Consider the following 20,472-nt stretch of genomic DNA (forward strand, 5'->3'; position numbering starts at 1 on the left):
GGCATAACCGGGGACAAATTTTTCGGTAAGTTCAGCGCGAAGCTGGACTTATTTCTTTTTGCTGCGCACGAAGGACACAACACCGAGGGCCACAAGTGCCAAGGCGGCCACCAGGCTCACCCAAATCGTCTTGTGGAACGGGACGCTGCGGAATTCCATACGGACTTCGGAATTACCGGCCGGGATTTCGACTGCACGGAGGGTACCGAAAGCCTTGTAGACCTTGACTTCGTTACCGTTTACGTAAGCCTTCCAGTAGGGGTGATAGTTACCCGCCACCACCATGAAGCCTGCACGGTCAGCCTTCACGCTGAACACCTGGGTGTCCATCTTGGGGCTGGCAATCAGCTTTGCAGAACCCTGGATCGGGCCCTTACCGCCCTGGGACGGCTTTTCGGACAAAATAACCTTTTCGCGGTAAGCAAAGCCATTCTTGAGGGATTCAATCGCCTTGTCGTCATCCATCACCACGGCTTCGCCATAAAGGTAGGCCTCGCCCATGGCCGTAGGAATAGGCATGTAAGTCGTACCCTGGCGGCTATCGAAAATGATGGCCCCCACGTTCATCAGGTCAAGGAACGGATGGGCCGCTTCGGGATCGTTGATATTCAGCAAGAAGTTCGCATCGTTCTGGCCGCCGCGGAAAGCACGGTAGCTAGCCAGTTCGTTGTCATGGATACCATCCGCATTGCGCAAGTGGTACTGAGGGAAAGCGTTTCCGCCCAGGGCCTTGTTGCGGGAAAGAGAAAGCACACGAGGCGTATTCAAGGAATCGGCCTTGTAAGGAGCCTTGATGGCCGCCACGACGGCATTGTTAGGCTGCAAGTATTCGCCTGCCGGAACATTCTGGATGAACGCGCCGTTAATGAAGAATAGCTCAACAGCTGCAGCAAGGGCAAGCACGCCCGCCTTATGGGCAACAGGAGCCTTCCACTTGGCAACGAACAAGGTCACCGCCACAATCACCAGCACAAGTACAAAACTGGGAATCACCTTACCGGCAGTCGCGTTCATCACGATTTCGTTAAGGGGCTTGAAGTAGGGAGCCGTAACGGAATCTTCCAAGAGCTTCTGACCACTCATGAGCATCACGCCCAGGTAAGCAAAGCCGATAAAGATGCAGGCCTGCAGTGCACGCGGAGTGCCCGGAAGTCCCTTCTGGAAGGCTTCGGTCAAGTTTGCAACGGTAAGCTTTTTCTTCTGGTCATCGAGACTCATGACACCGAGGCAGAGGGCGGCATAAAGAATCATCACCACCAGGCCTACGGGGCCAATAAAGGTCGTCCAGGCAAAGCGGGCAATCAGAGCAAGCACCAGGAGCACGCCGTACATGGCCGAACCATGCAACAGGGCTCGGCGGTTATCTTCTGCTTCGGCGGCTTCTTCGGGAGTCTTGCCGTCGGCGGTCAAGGCCTTGAGAACCGGGCCCGCCATCATCACCAGCAACAGCGGCAACCAGAACAGGGCCATACCCGGAGCGCGGAAGTTCTTGACGCCGGGAAGCACATTGTACCACAGCTTGAACAGCGGAGAATGGTCACCCATGCCATAGCTCAAAGCGACAACTGCGCCCAGGCCCCAGAAGGCGGCATAGCGGCGCTTGCCAGGGAGGAACAGGCAAAGGAACCCAAGGAAGGTGAGCAAGGCGCCCGCATTGTTGTGGTCCAGCTTGAATGCATTGTGGCCCCAATAGAAGGGCGAGCCGCCTTGCAGCTTGCGGTATTCATCCATGGAGAAGCTCACGAAAGAGGAACCTTCCAAGTCACCCGTCTTTTCGTTCTGTTCGTAAACGTCTACGCCCACAAAGCCCGGCAAAAGAATCTGGGCCATTTCTTCCTGATGCAAGGACCAGCTCACGGCGTGGCCGTAATTGGTATGGCTATCGTCACCGCGCACCGACTGCGTGGTGGTGTACATGTAGGGCGGCACAATCTGGAAGCAAGAGAGCGCAAGACCAAAGCCAAGGCCCACTGCAGCAAGACCCAAGCGCTTGCCGCGGGTCTTCAGGGCATCGCAATGGAAGGCAACTTCGTAAAGCGTATAAAGGCCGGCGCCCCACAGGAACAAGTAAGTGAGCTGCAAGTGGGATCCCAGAATCATCCAGGCCACCGAGAGGGCAAGCACAATCATGTAGGGAATGCTACCCGTGCGCACCACCTTGCGGATGGCAAGCAAGGCAAGCGGGGCAATGGCAAAGACCATCATCTTACCGTCGTGACCGCCATACAGGTAAGTAAAGAATTCCGGCGAGAAGGCGTACAAGAAACCGAGAAGCCCAGCCCACCAGCGGTTACCTGTGAGGTTCCAGGCTAGAGCCATGGCACTCATGAAGGCGACCCACAAGGTCAGAATGAACTTGAAGCCCACGGCACGGGCCGGATCCATCAGGAACTGCACCCATACCAAAGGATGGTAGACATCGGCAAACAGGGCGTCGATGGTGGGCACGCCGCCCAAACGGGAATCGTCCCATTCCGTGACCACGGCACTTTCGGCACGCAAGATACGGCTACCGATACCGTTCAGCTGGTCACTGTTGAGCATGAGCTGGTTGCTGTCGAAGGCGAAATCGCGGAACACGATCAGCAAAATTCCAAGGAAAATGGCGGAAAGCGCCACAAAGAAAGCAGGCTTCTTGTTTAAGAAATTCATGCCAACAATGTAGTAAATCAGCCTTGCAGATACACCAAAAGACGGCTGGAAATACAGCCGTCCTCGTTAAAAAAGATGTTGTTTTAAACTACTCTTCGTCTTTATTGTCGACGGAAGAATACTTTACAAGGCAATACACGCCAAAAGCCGAAATGATGCATGCAGCGGCAATGGCAACATATTTGATAATCTTTCCCATAAAATGCTCCTAGCGATTTTTTCTATAAGATATACAATTTTCTTCTAGAAAGCAATGGTATTTTTACTTTTTCTTTAAAATCATGCAAATGACGGGGAGTTTCTTGTCCACCTCGTTTTCGCTAGGAATGATTTCGCTGGAAACCACATTGCAGTTGAATTCCTTCACGAAGAATTCCAACTGGTTGCGATCAAAGCCAAGCCAAATATGTCCGTGGGTGGTACGGAAAGATTCTTCCTTGTGCTGAGCCAAATCCAGCAGGGCAAGGGTTCCACCCGGTTTCAGAATACGAACGGCTTCCTTGATGGCAAGGCGCGGATCCATGGCATGGTGAAGCACCTGGCTCATAAGCACCAGGTCGGCAAAGTCATCCGGGAGACCGGTCTTGACCATGTCAGCCACCTTGGGCGACACGTTCTGGATATTCTTCTGCTTCAAGATCTTCTGGAGGCCCGAAATCACCTTGGGGTCGCAATCGAGGGCGGTCACGTGCTTGCAGCGGTTGCACAGCATGAGCGTCAGGTCTCCCCCTTCGCCGCAACCCACGTCCACGGCGTTTTCGAAGGGATTCATGAGCTGGCTGAACAGGCTGATTTGAGCCTTGAGGCTACCGCCAGCCTGGTCCAGCTTATGGATCTGGCCCTTGGTCTTGTCGGTGCGGTCTTCCAGCACCTGGGCGGCACGACACTTGAGAATGTCCTTGTCCGGGAGTTCTTCGTAGGCTTCGCGGATCATGGTCAGCATGCGGGAGCTCAGGTACAGTTCCTCGCTCAAGCGGTAATAGGCCTTAATACCGTCACGGCGGTCCTTCAGCAAGTTGCATGCCGAAAGCTTCGCCAAATGTCGGCTAGCGTTGCTCTGGTGAATATCGAGAATGTCCTTGATTTCGTTGACCGTAAATTCAGCCTGGTCCAAAAGCAACAAAATCTTGAGGCGCATTTCGTCAGAAATGGCTCCAAAAAGGTCCATGCTGGGGACAATCGGTTCACGACCCAAATCACGCAAATTGGTAGAATTAGACACAAAAACTCCGTACGTTTTCTTTAAAGCAATATAATTTTTTTTAGTTTGACGGCTGTATGAGGATTTTGAAAAGGTCACTGATTATAGCCACCCTACTACTCATGGGGTTGGCCCAGGCAAGCGATAGCGGGCGCCCCTCATACAAACTCGACTTACAAAACGACCTTGCAATCTCCCTGACCTCTCTTGGCATGTTCGGGACGGGCATGTTCCTTTATTCCCGCATGGACTCTTCCGACCCCCTTAAAGACAAAGACGAACTTTTACCCTGGGACAAGCCCCAGGCCGGGCGTTACAGCAAGGCAGCCGACCAGGCAAGCGACGTAGGTTCCCTTCTCGCAGTGGCCCCTTTGGTAGTAGGAGGCATCGCCTGGCACGACGGAAGCTCCAGCGGAACAGAATTCGCCACATTCACCCTGATGTTTTTCCAGGCCATCGGCATCGGAAACGGAATCAACCTCGCCCTTCGTTCCTTTGAAATCTGGCCTAGGCCCTACATGTACGCCGAAGATGGCGAAGGTCGTGAAAAGGCCGAAAACGCAAAAGCCGAAGCTTACGGATCCTTCTTTTCGGGACACGCCACCGCCGCCTTTACCGTAGCCACCTTTACCGACCAATGGTTCAGGACCGCTTATCCGAATTCCCCCTACAAAGGAATCGTGCGAGCCAGCGCCTATTCGCTGGCCACGCTAGAAAGCGTCCTTCGCATTGCGGCAGGTAAACATTACATTACGGACGTGGTCGTCGGAGCTCTAGTCGGTACGGGCGTAAGCCTCGGAATCCTTGAAATGCACCTCGACCGTAACGAAAATTTTTCAGTATGGGCTGGGCCGGGTGTTGCCGGCATCACACTTTGGATATAACATAAAATTGTAAGATTCGCTTTCAAAAACTCCTGTATATATTCAAAAGTGTAGGCGAAACAAAATGCCTCAGGGAGTGTGTGAAATGTTCGGAATCAACTTCAATCGTCTGGTTACAGCAACTGCCGTCATAGCCATCTGCTGCGGCACAAGCTTTGCTGCCCCCGCCAAAATGGGCATGCACAAGATGACCAAGGTTTCGGCCAAGAAAACACACCTGGTGCACAAGAGTAAGGCCGCGAAGATTGAACAGCCCGAACAAAACCTGAGCGAAGAAGAACTTTTCGCCATGGCTCTCGAAAGCAAGCATATTTCTAAAGACGGCAGCACGCTCACCGATACCCGCGACGGCAAGATTTACAAAGTTGAAATCAGGGGCGACAAGGCATGGATGAAGAACAACCTTTCCTTTAGCCTTTCTACCCCCAAGCAGTGCCTGCTGGAAGACGAAGGCAACTGCAAGAAATTCGGACGTTTTTACAGCCACAAGGAAGCCTCCAAGGCATGCCCCAACGGTTGGCACCTCCCCAACGACGGCGAATGGCGCGACTACCAGAAAGACCAGTCCAAGCTTGACTGGAACAACCTGGGCAAGGGCGGCTGCAAGGACTGGGACGGCTACTGCGAAGGCGATAATACCGGTCACTACTGGTCTGCCTCCAAGGTAAAGAAGAATACCGCCCGCTCCTGGGAATTCCGTAGCGCCGGCCGCAGCATCAACCGCACCGATGAAAGCCTTTCTAAAGGTCTCTACGTGCGCTGCGTTGCTGACCTGCGATAACGTTTACCCGTAAAAATATTAAGGCTCCCGCAAGGGAGCCTTTTTTGCTTTATGGATGGCGGATCTATCCGCCATGACTTTTTTATTTAAGTCCGCCAATCACCAGGTTCACGATTCCGCGTGCGAAGTCCTTTGTCTTGAGGCCAGTCCTGCGAGTCGGAATACCTTTTTCTTCCTTCAGCTGAACCACCAGGTAATCCAGACAGTAGGCACCGTTGTCGCCATCGTAGGTGACGTCAAAGCTGTACTTATCGAAATCGAATTCCTTGGCAGCATCGCGATCGTTCCTGAAGTCTTCGTAAGCTTCTTCGCAATCATCCTGGTCGTAGGCATAGCGCATCTGGAACATGATGTCGCAGGTACGTTCTTCAAACCCAACCGAAATCGTTCCAGAAGATTCGTTGAAATCAGACACCTTGAGAGAGAGAAGCCCGCTGAACAACGACAGTTCATCGCAATCGACTGCGCGCACATCAGAAAGCATGTCCCTTTCGGAGTAGGCCTTGTCGTTCTGCAAGAACAGCTTGTAGAAGTTGACAAAGGAATTTTCCATATCCGAAATAGCGGCGTTTTCCTTGCTCAGCTGCGAATAGAAATCCTTCATGAGGCAGACGCCGTCATAGCGGATAACGGACTTGAGCAAGCCATTCTTCTCAAGACGGACGGCATCGTATATATTCTTCGAGCCGTTACCCTCGACATCCCAAGTCCACAGCCCCGTCGGGAACGATCCATCCTTGTCAAGCACAAACTTGAGTTCTTCCTTATCGTGCGTCAAGGTGATGAACCCTTTCTTTTCGCGGGCCTTGTAAGTAGTGGTATCCCATTCATCGACATCTTCGGGACCCATCAAGTTGCCCGGACGCTCCACCTTGCAAACCGGCTTAATCAACTTGAACGTAGAATCTTCGTCATCGTACTCGTAGGAAGCCTTGTTCAACACCATTTCGAACGAATCTTCGAAATCGATTGTGCCAGAACCGGAATCATCATCGCCGCATGCCACCAGTGCAATAGCGGGGAAAAGGGCTAAAGCAATTTTCTTAATCATATTTTCTCCATTTTTTTAAATCAGATTTCACCCTTGAAGAAGGATTCAAAATCGATATCGCTTACCATGTCCACCACGAACTCGGGTTTCTCGGCCAGCTTGTCCAAATCCTGCTGCTTGGTTTCGCCACAGAGCGGGAGCACAAAGCGGCAGCCACTGCGCTTGGCCAGTTCAAAGTCGGTATACAGGCGGTCGCCCACGAACAGAATTTCTTCGGGCTTGAACTTTTTCAAAAGGCCCGAAAGCATGGCGGGGTTCGGCTTTCCGAAGCTGCGTTCCGGTTCTACACCGTAGGCCGTCTTAAGGAGGGCCATGAAGCTTCCGATATCGGGCACGGGGCCGTTGGCATCGGGACAGACAAAGTCGGTGTGCGTGACCCAGAACGGAATCTTGCGCTGCACGCGGAAAGACAGTTCGCAAAGTTCGCGATAGTCGAAGCTGTTATGGTAGGCAATGAGCACCAGCTCGGTGTCCTTGACATCGGGACGCAGGTTCAGCGTCGGGTCTTGGGCGGCAAACCATTCCGTAACTTCGGGGTTTGCAAAGAAGAACACGTTCTTGATGCCTTCTTCGTGAATGGCGTCCAGCGAGAGGTACAAAGCCGAGATGATGGCATCGTCAGTGAGCGGGAGACCCATGACCTTGAGGCGGTTTTCGTAGAAGACCGGCGACTTGCTGGTATTGTTGCTCAAGTAGTAGACAGGCACCTGTTTGGCAACACGGCAAACCGTCTTGACCGCCTTCGGGTAAGGGCGGCCACTCAGGTAAAGAGTTCCGTCGAGATCGAATACAACAGCTTTTACAGGGGTTTTCACGCTAATCAATATAGCATATTTTTTATTTTTAGGCGCATGAAAACACCTGACAGCCGTTTCTTTTGCCCCCTAATTCAGACTGGAAATATCACGCTTGACGAAAACGAAAGCAGCCACGCGGTGCGCGTGTGCAGGGCGTGCGAAGGCGATGTTTTGCAGCTGTCCGATGGCGTGGGGCACTTCGCTGACGCAGTCATCGAGGTGGCCGACGCAAAGGCCTGCGTTGTTCGGGTGGACAAAGTGATTGAGGCGGAGCGCCCGCGACCCAAGGTGTCGCTGGGAATCGCGTGCCTCAAGGACGACGCCTTGGAAGAAGTCGTATTCCATGCGGCGCAAACCGAAATCGACAAGATTATCTTTTTGCGCACGGACTTTTCGCAGGAACCCAAGAATTCTGACTTGAAGAAAACGGTGCGCCGCGCCGAGCTCAAGAGCCTCGTGAGTCTGAAGCAGTCCAAGAAAGCCTGGATTACAAACATCGAAGGCCCTATTGAATTCGACAAGTGGCTCGCCACCTACCAGGGTGACTTGATTCTCTGCGATATCGATGGTGAACGCCATCTGGATTTGAGCGGTTCGGACGATGCAACGCCCGTCACCCTGCTGGTCGGCCCCGAAGGCGGATTCTCTCCGCGGGAGATAGAAGCAATAAAGGCCTTCCGCAACGGGAAGGTCCACTTGCTGAATTTGGGCAATACACGCTTGCGTGCACGCACCGCCGCAGTCATTGCGCTCGGAAAGATTCTTTAAAGAGTCACTTTGACTTTTTCGCGCATAGCCATGACCTGAGCCTTGGCTTCTTCAACGGTATCGCGACGAGCCAAGAGGACGCCCAGACGGCGGTGGCCCTTGAGTTCCGGCTTACCGAACAAACGAAGACCCGTATCCGGTTCTGCCAGAACTTCTTCCAAGCCGCCGAACTTCACGTGGTCGGAATTGCCGTCCACCACGATAGCCTTCGAGGCGCTGGGGCCATGGAAAGCGATATTCGGAATCGGGAGGCCGAGAATGGCGCGGGCATGCAAGGCGAATTCAGAAAGGTCCTGCGAAATGAGCGTCACCATGCCGGTGTCGTGCGGACGCGGAGAAACTTCGCTGAACAAGACTTCATCCTTGCACACGAAGAGTTCCACACCGAAGATGCCGCGACCGCCGAGAGCGTCGGTCACCTTCTTTGCAATCACCTTGGCTTGTTCCAGGAGTTCCGGCTTCATCGGCTGCGGCTGCCAGGATTCCTGATAGTCGCCGCCCACCTGATGGTGGCCGATGGGTTCCAAGAAGCTGGTACCCGCCACATGGCGAACCGTAAGCAAAGTAATTTCGTAATCGAAGGGCACAAAGCCTTCCACAATCACGCGGCTGGCGTGGCCCGTACGGCCTTCGTGCTGGGAAATGTCCCAGGACTTCTGGATGTCGGCTTCGGTCTTGATGACGCTCTGGCCGTGGCCCGAAGAGCTCATGACCGGCTTGATCACGCAAGGAATACCGATTTCCTTGACAGCCGCCTTAAAATCTTCAAAGTTGTCGGCGAAACGGTAGGGGCTGGTCTTGATGCCGAGTTCTTCGGCAGCCAGGCGGCGGATACCTTCGCGGTTCATGGTAAGCTTGGTGGCCTTGGCCGTCGGAATGACGTTGTAGCCTTCCTTTTCCATTTCCACAAGCGTGTCGGTCGCAATGGCTTCCACTTCAGGGACGATGTAGTCCGGCTTTTCCAGTTCAATCACGCGGCGAAGTTCGGCACCGTCGAGCATGTTGATGACATGGCTGCGGTGAGCCACCTGCATACCGGGAGCATTGGCGTAACGGTCTACGGCAATCACTTCGACGCCGAGACGCATCATTTCGATGATAACTTCTTTGCCCAGTTCGCCTGCTCCACAGAACAGGACCTTGGTTGCACTAGAACTTAGAGGTGTACCGATTTCAGCCATAAAATACTCCTTGATTTTCCATCAAAATATAACTATTCAAAACAGGAGATGCCCGCTCCGTGGCGGGCATGACAAGTAAAAAAGCCCTGCCGGAGCAGAGCTTCATTGAGAATTCAATGGATTTTGCGACTATTCCGTCACAAGGTTTTCATCCTTTATGCAGCGAACTGAAAAAAGATTGTTCTTTGAGTGAGCTTCTATAACAGCTTTATTTACATCGGTAGCGAAAAGAACGCCATACGCATTGGACTTACCATCAGCATCAGATGTCCAGAAAGCCCCATTATCCCCAATATATCTATAATCTGATACACTCGAAATAAACTCACCACCAGGAAGAGCACTAAAGCCATATAAATCCATACCATTCCAAACTAGCGAATCCTTAAGGGTTGTACCCGCAGATCCAATACCACCTATACTTTTAAAAAGGTACTCCCATTCCTCTTTGCTCGGCAAATGCCAACCATCAGGGCATGCATTCTTGGCGGCATCCCATGTATAGAGTTTTCCATACTTGTCGCAATTTGTTGCTGTATTCTTATAACAATAGCCTCCTTCCGTATCATATTTCAAGTTTTCTTTCATCCAGGTTTTTGAATACACCACATTTACCCAATCGTGATCATCCAACATGGTAATGGTAACCTTCTTATAAACCTGCTTTACTTTTGTTCCAGACGTTGTAAACTCAGCGCAGAAAGCCAAATCAGGATCAAAGGTAATTCCACCACATACATCAGGACGTTGAACAGGAACTCCGTTTTTGCATTCGTACTCTACCGGGTCATAGTCCGAGCCATTGCAAAGATCATAGAGTTTGTTATCAACGCAGAATTTTTCAGACGGATTATATTCGTCATTTTCGCAGAAATCATACTTCTGATTTTCGTAGCAGAATTCTTTTTTAGGATCATAAGTATCATTACCGCACTTGAAATAAACTTGTCCTTCCTTGCACAAGCTCGTTTCTGGGTCATAAGGCTGCGTGCCGCACATCGCCTTGTAAAGCTTTGTCGTCGTTGCATTTTCGCCCTCGCCACACTGGAGCTGAACAACGCCATCCTTGTCGCTAGCAATCTTGCAGCTTGCGCCATTGGAACCATTGGTACCGTTCGTACCATTTGTGCCGTTGGTTCCATTTGTGCCGTCTTTGCCGTTCTTCAGTTCTCCGACTTTCTTTTCGCCGCAGAAAACATCGTAACCATTGATCTCCTTATTTTCGGAAACCGTGCAAGATGTTCCATTCGTGCCGTTGGTACCATTAGTACCCGGAGTACCAGGAGTGCCAGGAGTGCCAGGAGTGCCAGGTTCACCTGGTTCGCCCTTAGCACCGTTTTTCAACACGCCCACGGAATCCTTACCGCAAATCACCTTGTAGCCAGAAGAATCTGCCAAAGCGGAAACCGTACAAGAGACTCCGTCAGCACCGTCTTTACCATTGGTGCCATCTTTTCCATTAGTGCCGTCCTTGCCGTTAGTTCCGTTCTTGCCATCTTTTCCATCGGAGCCGTCTTTGCCGTCAGAGCCATCCTTTCCATCAGATCCATCATGGCCATCGCTTCCGTTGCTTCCACTGACAGCTACGCCGGAAATCGCAGACCAGCCGTCATCGGTGCAAGCGAATACCTTAACGGAATCGGACACATAGACAAGCTTGCCCACGGCATCTTCATCGCACTCGCCGATATCTTCAAACGCCGAAACAGTCTCGGCGATTGCATTGGTAGAAGAGGTATTAGAATCATCACCGCATGCAGCAAAGAACAAAGCTGCACCGAACAGAGGAACAAGATATTTTCCCATAGATTTTCTCCCAAAAATTTGTGAGAGCAAATCTAATAAAAAAAACTAGAACTTCTTGTCGACCGGATTGAAGGTCATCTTGATGCCGGAACGGATCCAGCCATCGGCACCGTCTTCGTGTTTGTCGTGAGCCAAGTTGTCGTACTTGCGGAAGCCACCACCCAAGTAAATGCCGAACCAGCTGTTATATTGTAGCGAGTAGAGCGCATCCACCAAGGTTTGCGATTCCTTTACGCCCGACGGGGCCTTTTCTTCCTTGATGGCGACATCGTAATCGGTATAAAGTTCCTTGTCGCCCTGCTGCAGCCAGGCAAGCGTCATCTTGAAGGAATGTCTCCCCCATTTCCAGCCAAGATCAAGCCACATATCCAATGCGTCGGAGCCGCGGCGGTAACCGATGGGATAATCCACAAAGAGCATGTCCGCATAATCGGGGTCATCCTGTTCACGGTAGTTACTACGGTAAAGACGGCGGCTAGAATATTCCAGCAAGGGCAAGCGACCGTTGTTATGCAATGGGTCTGTGCGCACCACGTCGAAGCGCCAAGAGAAATTGCCGTAGCGGCGAGTCGGGATTTCCTGATAGTAGCCCGCCATGTAGCTAATCATGCTGCGGTTGGTGCCCTTGTCGTCATCCTCGCCCACGGGACTGTTGATGTCTTCCATGTTGATCTGGCCATAGAACTTGGCGCCGCGAATCGGAGTAAAGCCGAGTTCTAGAGTCGTCACCGCCTTGGTGTAGCCTCCCGCAAAGTTGTTGTGCAGGAACATGAAAGGGTTCATGGAGCGGAACTCCAACTCCTTGCCGCCCACCATGCTTTCTTCGATAACGTAGGTCCAAAAGTGAGAGGTTTCAACACCGATGCGGTGATACACGAGATTTTTCACGTTGTCATCGTAAATGCGGTCTCGCTGGTTACTAGCCTGCTTGCCGTGTTCCGGGCATTTTTGCTCAGCCGCTTCGGAACCCTTCGGATAAACGCAGCCCGCTTCGTCCGCAGCGCCCGGGACATCGTCAAAGAGCCAGGCATTCAAAGATGACACCAAGAAGTCATAGCGGAAAATACCGGCCTTGAACTTCCAATGCAAACCATCATGGTAAGGAGCGCCGCCCAATGCAAGGTCGTTCGGAGAAACCTTCAAGTCGGGGTCAAAGCGGCCCAATTGCACATAGCCCACCGGGTTATTCCACAAGGCGTAGGCATTGATAGGCACGCCAATGTCTAATTCGCTGGGTTTGTAGGTAAAGTTGGTTTTGAGGTCGCTATCGTACCAGGCTTCGATATCCTTGCGGAGCGGGGCTTCCATCAAGAAATGGAAATCCTTGTAGCCCGCACGGAAGCTGAGCATGAAAAAGGGTTCGATATGTTCTTCGTAGCTACGGGCATTTTCAAGAGGCACGCGAAGCCCGCGCCAATTGTTTCCATAACGCTCCACGGTATCCACAGCAAAGGTCGGGTCTGTCGGGCCACCGTTAAATCCAAAATTGAAATCAGTACCAATCTGGAAATAGCCCTTGTACGCCGCAGAATCTGAAAACTCCGCAAAAGCCACGGACATCAAACAAGCAACAGCAACTAAAATCTTCCGAAAGAACATAAAGCAAATGTATAAATTATCAAGAAATGTATGGATTCCGTCGCCCCTTTGGGGCTCCAGAATGACTGAAAAAAAATTCCGTGAGCCGTAGCGACCAAACGAAAGTTGGGCGCGAAGGCGAGAGCAAAGCGATATCACATTTTCATGAAAACTATAGAGCTTTGCGGACAAAGAAGGATCACCCAGGCAGGGAGTCCCAGGTGACCCTTTTGTGTTGTGGTGAGTGCGCACTCGCGCACTCGTTGTGTGTGTGTTTAATTCTTGGGGAATTCAGCAAAACCCACCGGGGCTTTCGCCGCGGAACAGATCTTGCTGATTCTTTCAGCAAGACTCATTAGAAGTTGTTTGCGTTCATGTTCCTGTTACGCAGGTAAGCAGGCAGGCTGAAGTCGATAGCCGACGGAGCAGCGGCGGCAACGGGTTCTTCAACAACTTCCTGGCGCGTTGCAGCAGGGCGTTCCATAGTCACGGTAGCGCCATTAGCAGCATTGCGTGCGTAAGCAGGCAGATCGTATTGCTGAGCATCGTAAGACGGAGTTTCAACACCGCCACGACCACCGTTCATACGGTCTTCTTCGGCAACTGCAGAGAATTCAGAAGTTTCGGAACCCTGGGACACCACTTCTTCTTCGGCCGGAGCGGCAGCGTTGAATTCCGGAGAATTGAACATTGCTGCGTTCACGGATCTCATCACGGAGGTTTCGGTCAGAGACGGAATGGAAGTAGTCGTAGCTTCAGGAGCCGTCTGAGATGCGGGCGTGTACTGCGGACGGGTGAACATTTCCTGAGAGTCAGTCTTGACAGTCTGGAAATCGAACACGTTGAAACCGGTCGGACGCGGAGTAGCCTGCTGAACAGTTGCGGGAGCGGCAGGAGCCTGCTGCACCGGGGCAGAAGCCGGGGCGGTCTGCGGAACAGTGAAGTTACCGAAACCGAAGCCAGCGGAGCTGACCTTGGGCTGGTTCACGGCAGTGCCACCGCAACCGGTAGCGATAATGGTGATGCAAACCTTGTCGCCGAGAGCCGGGTCAGTGATATCGCCGATGATGATGTTCGGATTACCTTCTTCGCCGACCTTTTCGTAAATGTGATCCATTGCATCGCTATGTTCGAGCAAGGAGTAGTTTTCACCGTGGGCAACGTTCACGAGAACGCCAGAAGCTCCTTCGATGTTGATGTCTTCCAGGAGCGGAGAGGCAAGAGCCATGTCAGCAGCCATGATACCGCGGTTTTCGCCCTGAGCGTAACCGGTACCCATGAGAGCGGAGCCACCCTTGAGCATGACCTTGCGGATATCGGCAAAGTCAACATGCACGAGGCCGTGACGGAACATGATGCCGCAGATGCTCTGAACGGCGTTACCGAGAATTTCGTCAGCCATCTTGAAAGCTTCATCCATGGTAGCCTTCTGGTTAGAGGCCTGGAGGAGAGTCAAGAGCTTCTTGTTTTCCACAACAATGATGGTGTCCACAGCAGCACGAAGGGCGTTGATGCCTTCCTGTGCGATAGAGGAACGAGCGTTACCTTCGAAGCGGAACGGCTTGGTCACCACGGCAACCGTGAGGATACCCAGTTCGCGGGCGATGTTTGCAACGATCGGAGCAGCACCCGTACCCGTACCACCGCCCATACCGGCGGTCACGAACACCATGTCGGCGCCCTTCATGGCTTCCTTGATGTCGTCCAGATTTTCTTCTGCTGCCTTACGGCCAATTTCCGGGTCCATACCGGCACCCAGATTTCTGGTGGTCTTTTCGCCGATGAGAATCTTGTGGTCAGCAAGGCTCAAGTCGAGAGCCATTGCATCGGTATTGATGGAATAGTATTCCACACCTTCAATGTTCATGCGCTTCATGCGGTTCACGGTATTACCGCCGGCACCGCCGACGCCGAACACCTTGACCTTGGCGTTGTTGAAGGATGGTTCCTCGCCCATAATGCGAGACTTTACCTCGAAGTTGAAGTTATCGATTTCACTCATGTGTTTATCTCCCTGATGTTGAGTGTTGGTGTTTGTTATAAATAAGTCCTGATGATTTCGATGAAACGCTGGAAGCCCTTCTTGACAGATACGGCGATCTGGGTTCCCGTTTCACTCTTTTTCTTTTCGCGATACTGCTTGTTCGCGTAATACAGAAGCCCGATACCCGTTGCGTAAGAGGGGTTCTGGTAAGCTTCCTGAATGCCGCTCATGCCCTTGGGGCGACCAATGCGAGCCGGCTTTCCGAATACCTTGCAAGCCACATCTTCAATGCCTTCCAGTGCGCAGCAGCCACCGGTCAGCACGATACCGCCGTTAATGATGGCATCGAGCTTGTGAGCCTTGAGCTGGTCGTTGAGCATGGAGAAAATTTCACCCACGCGGGCCGTGATGATTTCGGCCAGCAGTTTGCGAGAGCAAGATACGTCTCCGCGGTTACCCACGGCGGGCACCGGGAAGGATTCGTCTTCGATAAGATTGCTAATGGTACAGGTGCCGAACTTCTTCTTGATTTCTTCGGCCTTGGAAAGAGCGATAGGCACGTTGAGGCAGCGGCTGATATCGCTGGTGATGACGTTTCCGGCATAATCGATAGAGGTGGTAAAGCGCACGGAATCGTTCACGAATACGGCAATATCTGCAGTTCCTGCACCGATGTCTACAAGGGCAACGCCAAGTTCGCGTTCGTCATTGGTAAGCACGGCGCTGGCAGCTGCGAGCGGTTCAAGCACGAAACCTGCCACGTTGAGGCCTGCGCGGTTCACGCACTTGGCAAGATTCTGCAAAGCGTTCTGGCGGGCGGTCACCACCTGGACATCCACTCCCAAGCGACGGCCGGAACGGCCCTTCGGATTGCGGATATGGGTTTCGTCGTCCAAGGAGTATTCACCCGGGAAAATGTGGATGATTTCACCGGCCTGGGTGGGCAAGGTACTTGCCTGCTTCGTTACGTTCTCGATGTCTTCTTCGCGAACTTCGCCCATGGGGAGCGTCACGATTCCCTGGGTATCCAAGGAACGCACGTGCTTACCGGCAATGCCCACATAGACATCGTGTACATCTACACGGGTCGTATTTTCAATGACTTGGACTGCCTGCTGCAAGGTTTCCACGACAGAGTCGAGATCGTCTGCGTTCTTCAGCGGAAAATCGCCGCATTCCACGACGCGAACGTTTTCGCCTTCGGAAACACCCACGAACAGGTTTATCTTTGAAGCCCCAATGTCAAGGCCAAAGATGTATTCGTCTTTTTTCTTGTCCAGTTTATTGTCATCCATTGACGCACCTCTTATCATAATTTCTCACATAGGCAAAGCCTAAAAACCTCATATCGACCTCACCGGCACAAAGCAAATCTTTTGCAAATCCATTTTCCAAGGACTTGTACAGCGTAAACTGATCCTTGTTGGATTCGCGGTCCTTAAAGAGCGCGGTAAAGCCCACGTCCCTGAAATAGACCTTCATACAATTATCCTCGTCGGACCAGGAAACCTGCGAAACGCGATCGTAGAGTTCCATATCGCACTTGCGCATTTCCACCAGGAACTGGGTTACCGACTTCACGTGTTCCATGGAAGCCACATCCAAAACCGGGAGCCTCATGGCAGTCGCCACAGAATACGGCAGGGGGTAACCCATTTCGGAGTAAATCGTTGCACGACCTTCCGAAAGTACCGTAAGCACCGGGGATGTTTCGTGGAGCTTGATAGAAAGCGAAGAGGGGAATTTCTTTTCCACCTTCACCGACAAAATCATGGGGAGCTGTGCCAGAGCCGCTTCCACGGAATCGGCATTCAGTTCCGACATGAGCATGCCCGTTTCTACCTGGGCACCCTGCATCACGTCTTCCCAAGAAAGCATGCGGTTGCCTTCGATATCCACATACTGCAAGTGACGCAGTTCCAGCGGGTTGAAACGCTGCAAGTAGAAACGGTTGTGAATCGCCAGGACAGAAAGAACCACCAGAACCACGGCCAAAATCCAGCCACGGCGCTTAAACCAGCACCACACGCATCCAAAACCGTGTTTCACTTTGCGAACACGTTCCTGTTTGCGCAGGCGCTCGTTGGTGCCAATACGGCGGCCCAGCAATGTGGTTTTACGACCTGTCAATCTTCTCTCCCAATATTCCTACAGGCATTCCTTCAAAATTCTTTCGCCCAGCTTCCAGACGTTTCCAGCGCCCATGAGCACCACCACGTCACCCGGCTGCAGTTCCTTCTTGAGAATGGGCAGCAAGTTCAGCTGGTCTCCCACGAAGCGGGAATCACGATGGCCGCGGTCAGAAGCGCTGTTAGACACGAGAGCGCCCGTCACGCCCTCAATGGGCTTTTCGCGGGAGGCGTAAATGTCGGTCACCAGGAGCACATCGCAGTTCGCAAAGGCACCGCCAAAGGCATCGTGCTGGTCGCGGGTACGGGTAAACAAGTGAGGCTGGAAGGCAACGATAATGCGGCGATCCGGGAACGCATCGCGGAAACCGAGCAAGGTTGCAGTCGCTTCGGTCGGATGGTGGGCGTAATCGTCGAATACCAGCACATCATTCTTTTCGCCGATGAATTCAAAGCGGCGCTTGACGCCTTCGAATTCGGCGCAGGCCTTGCGGGCGACATCGGCAGAGATGCCTTCTTCAATAGCGAGGGCCACGGCGGCGGTTGCATTCAGCACGTTGTGACGGCCCGGAATCTGGAGCTTGAATTCGCCCAAGCTTTCACCGTCGTTCAAAATTTCAAATACAGGGTAACCCTTTTCAAAGCGGAGGTTATCCACGCGGTACTTGGCCTGACGAGTAAAGCCGTAAGTAATCACCGGCTTCTTGAGGCGAGCCAAAATCTGCTGCACGTTGGGGTCATCCAAGCAAACAATCACCTGGCCGTAGAACGGAATCTTGTTGGCGAACTGGACAAAGGCATCCTTGATGTCTTCGATGTTCTCGTAGGTATCCAAGTGGTCTGCGTCAATGTTGGTGATGATTGCAGAAGACGGCATCATGGAAAGGAAGCTGCGGTCAAATTCGTCGCTTTCGGCAATCAGGTAGTCACCCTTACCGACCTTGGCGCCGCTGCCCTTACCCTTGACTACACCGCCCACGATAATGGTCGGGTCAAGGCCAGCTTCTTCCCAAATCTGGCCCACGATAGAAGTCGTGGTGGTCTTGCCGTGAGTACCGGCAATGGAAAGCGTGTACTTCATGCGCATGAGTTCGCCCAGCATTTCGGCACGGCGAATCACCGGAATACGGCGGTTGCGGGCTTCTACCAGTTCCGGGTTGTCATGCGGAACCGCAGAAGAATAAACCACCAAGTCCGTGTCTTCCACATTAGAGGCTTCGTGCTTCGAGAACACCTTAATGCCGAGGCCCTTTAGGTAATCGATCACCTGGCTTTCGCCGGTATCGGAGCCACTCACCACAAAACCATTGTCGTGAAGCACTTCGGCAATACCGGACATACCGGCGCCACCGATACCTACAAAATGAAGTTTGCGGACACGCTTACAATCATTAATCTGCATTAATCATTCTCCTTAGAGAGGATCACACGAGCAATCTGGTCGGCAGCATCGGGCATTCCGAGTTTCTTAGCCGCGAGAGCCATGGAATTCAAACGAGTTTCGTCAGCCAAGAGCTGTTCCACCTTTTCCCACAGGTGATTTTCTTCGGCATCCAGTTCCACAAGGGCAGCGCCAGCCTTTTCCACCACGCGGGCGTTATGTTCCTGGTGGTTAGCGGTTGCATGCGGGAAGGGCAAAAGAATCGAGGGCTTGCCGAAGGCAAGAATTTCGGCCAAAGCCGAAGCACCGGCGCGGCTGATAATCAGGTCGGCATGCTTCATGTAGGCGTAAATGCCATCCAAGAAACCGCGAACAGCCACATTCTTCACTTCGCCAATGCGATTATTAATAGTTTCCACATTCTTGACGCCGACCTGCCACACCACGGACACATCTTCGCGGGCAGCAATGGTCTTGATGCTTTCTTCAATCTTGTTGTTGATGCCCACAGCACCCTGGGAGCCACCCACAATAAACACGGCCTTTTTGCCCGGAGCAAATTCAGCAGGACGTGCAAGGGAATCGCCCACGGGCAATTCACGGACCGGGTTTCCGAAAATCATGCACTTTTCGGCGGGGAAATACTTAGCGGCATCATCCGAAGTCACAAAGACGGTCTTTGCATAGCGGGCGCCCACCTTGTTGGCGACACCGGCCACGGCATTCTGTTCCTGCAGATAAACGGGAATGCCTGCGGTACCTGCGGCAAGCACGATGGGGAGCGACACATAGCCACCGGTAGCAACAACTACATCGGGCTTCACCTTCTTAATCACGCTCTTGGCGCGAACCAAAGCCTTGGACAGGTTGAAGGGCAGTGCCAAATTCTTGAGGAACGGTCCACGATGCAGGGGGACGGCCGAAATGTATTCGTAGGGCCAATCCTTAGCCACAAGGCGTTCTTCCATAGAATCCTTACGGCCCGCAAAAGTAATATCAGTTACGCCCATCTTCTTGAGGCTATCTGCAATGGCTACGGCCGGGAAAATATGTCCGCCGGTACCGCCACATACGAAAAGGAACTTTTTCATACGCCACTCCTTGAAAATTCATAGTTTCTGTAGGCACTGCTTTCCAGCGAGGCTCCGCTCATATACGGTTCCTTGATCATCTTGCCCGTATTGGGTCTAGAAATGTTCAACAGGATTCCCACTGCCACACAGCTGTAAATTAAATTGGTTCCGCCGAAGCTGATAAACGGGAGAGGTTGGCCCGTCGTGGGGAAAAGTCCCACACAGACGCAGACGTGAACCAAAAAGTTGAAGAAAAGCGAGAACGTGAGAGCCACGGCCAGGTACTTTCCAAAACGGGTTGAAGACTGGCGGGCAATCTTGAAGCCCTGCGCAAACAAAACCGCATACAAAGCCAACAAGAAGAAGGTTCCCATGAACCCGAACTCTTCGCCGGCCACCGCATAAATCACATCCTTATGGACTTCGGGCAAGTATCCCAACTTCTGCACGCCCAAGCCAAAGCCCGTTCCCGAGAAACCGCCGTTACCCAAAGCGAGCAAGGCATGTTCACCCTGCCAGTTAGAAGCGGCCATTTCGCCTTCGGCAGCCATGAACGCATGAATACGCTTGCTCGAATGCCCAGTCAAAAGCAGCATGACAATTCCCGGCGGAATCAAGGCGCCAATGGTAATGGCCAGGTACTTGTAGTTTACGCCAGCCGTCAGCATCACGCAAATCACGATCATCGAAAGCATCATGAGCATGGAATAGTTAGGCTGCATAATCAGCAGGAACGCCGTAATGCCAAAGAAGATACCCGGCTGCACCAGGGTGCAAGCGATACTCTTGATGTTATCGCCAGCCTGGGAGAACTTTCCGCAAATGCAAATCAGCATGCCGAGCTTCATGATTTCAGAGGGCTGAATGCCCAAAATCCAGCGGTTTGCGCCCTTGACGCCGTGACCAGCCACCAGGGCCGCCACCGTAAGGACTACGCCCACAAAGAAGGTCACGCGACCAAGCCAGACCCAATGACCGTAATCCAGGAATCGAGCCAGGCCAAGCATCAGAATCAAGCCGAACACGGCCTTGATCAAGTGCTTCTGCAAGTAGTATTCTGCAGGAAGTCCATGGGACACAGCGAAATGGGCCGATGCCGTATAGACAATAGGCACGCCCAAACAAATCAGCACCAACACTACTACCAGGAGTAGCTTGTTCATGCCGGTATTTGCGACTGTGTTTTCCATTCCTTCGTGAGTCCTA

General features: G+C 52.5%; 16 protein-coding genes. 3 read left to right on the top strand and 13 right to left on the bottom strand.

All coding sequences use genetic code 11. The features are described from left to right. Positions 1 to 48: 48 nt before the first annotated feature. Together ACJMNB_RS02810 and ACJMNB_RS02815 are read right to left on the bottom strand one after the other, a co-directional pair. Positions 49 to 2,652, bottom strand: coding sequence for a hypothetical protein (locus tag ACJMNB_RS02810; RefSeq protein WP_405338777.1), 2,604 nt, complete (start codon positions 2,650 to 2,652; stop codon positions 49 to 51). Positions 2,653 to 2,914: 262 nt separating this feature from the next. Further along, entirely contained in the window at positions 2,915 to 3,874 is a 960-nt protein-coding gene (locus ACJMNB_RS02815; RefSeq protein WP_405338779.1) for an ArsR/SmtB family transcription factor, read from the bottom strand. Between the two features lie 56 nt (positions 3,875 to 3,930). Here ACJMNB_RS02815 and ACJMNB_RS02820 point away from each other — a divergent pair, with 56 nt between their 5' ends. Then, entirely contained in the window at positions 3,931 to 4,737 is an 807-nt protein-coding gene (locus ACJMNB_RS02820) for a phosphatase PAP2 family protein (protein ID WP_405338781.1), read from the top strand. A gap of 85 nt (positions 4,738 to 4,822) precedes the next feature. Next, the gene (locus ACJMNB_RS02825; RefSeq protein ID WP_405338782.1) at positions 4,823 to 5,518 is read left to right on the top strand and encodes an FISUMP domain-containing protein; all 696 of its coding nucleotides are present in this window, start codon (positions 4,823 to 4,825) and stop codon (positions 5,516 to 5,518) included. 82 nt (positions 5,519 to 5,600) lie between these two features. On the opposite strand, the gene ACJMNB_RS02830 is transcribed toward ACJMNB_RS02825, so the two are convergent. After that, the gene (locus tag ACJMNB_RS02830; RefSeq protein WP_405338784.1) at positions 5,601 to 6,569 is read right to left on the bottom strand and encodes a hypothetical protein; all 969 of its coding nucleotides are present in this window, start codon (positions 6,567 to 6,569) and stop codon (positions 5,601 to 5,603) included. 20 nt (positions 6,570 to 6,589) lie between these two features. After that, positions 6,590 to 7,384: an HAD-IIA family hydrolase gene (locus ACJMNB_RS02835; RefSeq protein ID WP_405338786.1), complete on the bottom strand. Its 795-nt coding sequence runs from the start codon at positions 7,382 to 7,384 to the stop codon at positions 6,590 to 6,592. Positions 7,385 to 7,420: 36 nt separating this feature from the next. Between ACJMNB_RS02835 and ACJMNB_RS02840 the strand changes: the two genes are divergently transcribed. Continuing rightward, positions 7,421 to 8,134, top strand: coding sequence for an RsmE family RNA methyltransferase (locus ACJMNB_RS02840; RefSeq protein ID WP_405338788.1), 714 nt, complete (start codon positions 7,421 to 7,423; stop codon positions 8,132 to 8,134). On the opposite strand, the gene purT is transcribed toward ACJMNB_RS02840, so the two are convergent. The 9 genes from purT to ACJMNB_RS02885 form a co-directional block, all read right to left on the bottom strand. After that, positions 8,131 to 9,315, bottom strand: a complete 1,185-nt coding sequence (gene purT / locus ACJMNB_RS02845; RefSeq protein ID WP_405338790.1) for a formate-dependent phosphoribosylglycinamide formyltransferase — start codon at positions 9,313 to 9,315, stop codon at positions 8,131 to 8,133. The two genes, ACJMNB_RS02840 and purT, sit on opposite strands and share 4 nt — an antisense overlap. Positions 9,316 to 9,444: 129 nt before the next feature. Next, complete coding sequence (locus ACJMNB_RS02850; RefSeq protein WP_405338792.1) at positions 9,445 to 11,121, bottom strand: FISUMP domain-containing protein; 1,677 nt, start codon at positions 11,119 to 11,121, stop codon at positions 9,445 to 9,447. 45 nt (positions 11,122 to 11,166) lie between these two features. Then, on the bottom strand, positions 11,167 to 12,720 hold the full coding sequence (locus ACJMNB_RS02855) for a hypothetical protein (RefSeq protein WP_405338794.1): 1,554 nt from the start codon (positions 12,718 to 12,720) through the stop codon (positions 11,167 to 11,169). 334 nt (positions 12,721 to 13,054) lie between these two features. Beyond that, positions 13,055 to 14,701, bottom strand: a complete 1,647-nt coding sequence (gene ftsZ / locus ACJMNB_RS02860) for a cell division protein FtsZ (RefSeq protein ID WP_405338796.1) — start codon at positions 14,699 to 14,701, stop codon at positions 13,055 to 13,057. A gap of 35 nt (positions 14,702 to 14,736) precedes the next feature. After that, positions 14,737 to 15,978: a cell division protein FtsA gene (ftsA, locus tag ACJMNB_RS02865; protein ID WP_405338798.1), complete on the bottom strand. Its 1,242-nt coding sequence runs from the start codon at positions 15,976 to 15,978 to the stop codon at positions 14,737 to 14,739. Then, positions 15,971 to 16,813 carry a cell division protein FtsQ/DivIB gene (locus tag ACJMNB_RS02870; RefSeq protein ID WP_405338800.1) on the bottom strand — a complete coding sequence of 281 codons (843 nt, stop codon included), beginning with the start codon at positions 16,811 to 16,813 and terminating at the stop codon, positions 15,971 to 15,973. Before ACJMNB_RS02870 ends, ftsA begins: the two co-directional genes overlap by 8 nt. Before the next feature lie 18 nt (positions 16,814 to 16,831). Beyond that, positions 16,832 to 18,214 carry a UDP-N-acetylmuramate--L-alanine ligase gene (murC, locus tag ACJMNB_RS02875; RefSeq protein ID WP_405338802.1) on the bottom strand — a complete coding sequence of 461 codons (1,383 nt, stop codon included), beginning with the start codon at positions 18,212 to 18,214 and terminating at the stop codon, positions 16,832 to 16,834. Further along, on the bottom strand, positions 18,214 to 19,284 hold the full coding sequence (murG, locus tag ACJMNB_RS02880) for an undecaprenyldiphospho-muramoylpentapeptide beta-N-acetylglucosaminyltransferase (protein ID WP_405338804.1): 1,071 nt from the start codon (positions 19,282 to 19,284) through the stop codon (positions 18,214 to 18,216). The genes murC and murG overlap by 1 nt, the downstream gene beginning before the upstream one ends. Then, positions 19,281 to 20,456, bottom strand: a complete 1,176-nt coding sequence (locus tag ACJMNB_RS02885) for an FtsW/RodA/SpoVE family cell cycle protein (RefSeq protein ID WP_405338806.1) — start codon at positions 20,454 to 20,456, stop codon at positions 19,281 to 19,283. Before ACJMNB_RS02885 ends, murG begins: the two co-directional genes overlap by 4 nt. Positions 20,457 to 20,472 lie beyond the last annotated feature (16 nt).

The organism is Fibrobacter sp. (assembly GCF_045131395.1).
Lineage (GTDB): Bacteria > Fibrobacterota > Fibrobacteria > Fibrobacterales > Fibrobacteraceae > Fibrobacter.

Bases quoted from the DNA above. Each gene is read 5' to 3' on its own strand.
- ACJMNB_RS02810 (WP_405338777.1), bottom strand. From the start codon at position 2,652: ATGAATTTCTTAAACAAGAAGCCTGCTTTCTTTGTGGCGCTTTCCGCC.
- ACJMNB_RS02820 (WP_405338781.1), top strand. From the start codon at position 3,931: ATGAGGATTTTGAAAAGGTCACTGATTATAGCCACCCTACTACTCATG.
- ACJMNB_RS02825 (WP_405338782.1), top strand. From the start codon at position 4,823: ATGTTCGGAATCAACTTCAATCGTCTGGTTACAGCAACTGCCGTCATA.
- ACJMNB_RS02830 (WP_405338784.1), bottom strand. From the start codon at position 6,569: ATGATTAAGAAAATTGCTTTAGCCCTTTTCCCCGCTATTGCACTGGTG.
- ACJMNB_RS02840 (WP_405338788.1), top strand. From the start codon at position 7,421: ATGAAAACACCTGACAGCCGTTTCTTTTGCCCCCTAATTCAGACTGGA.
- purT (WP_405338790.1), bottom strand. From the start codon at position 9,315: ATGGCTGAAATCGGTACACCTCTAAGTTCTAGTGCAACCAAGGTCCTG.
- ACJMNB_RS02850 (WP_405338792.1), bottom strand. From the start codon at position 11,121: ATGGGAAAATATCTTGTTCCTCTGTTCGGTGCAGCTTTGTTCTTTGCT.
- ACJMNB_RS02855 (WP_405338794.1), bottom strand. From the start codon at position 12,720: ATGTTCTTTCGGAAGATTTTAGTTGCTGTTGCTTGTTTGATGTCCGTG.
- ftsZ (WP_405338796.1), bottom strand. From the start codon at position 14,701: ATGAGTGAAATCGATAACTTCAACTTCGAGGTAAAGTCTCGCATTATG.
- ftsA (WP_405338798.1), bottom strand. From the start codon at position 15,978: ATGGATGACAATAAACTGGACAAGAAAAAAGACGAATACATCTTTGGC.
- murC (WP_405338802.1), bottom strand. From the start codon at position 18,214: ATGCAGATTAATGATTGTAAGCGTGTCCGCAAACTTCATTTTGTAGGT.
- murG (WP_405338804.1), bottom strand. From the start codon at position 19,284: ATGAAAAAGTTCCTTTTCGTATGTGGCGGTACCGGCGGACATATTTTC.
- ACJMNB_RS02885 (WP_405338806.1), bottom strand. From the start codon at position 20,456: ATGGAAAACACAGTCGCAAATACCGGCATGAACAAGCTACTCCTGGTA.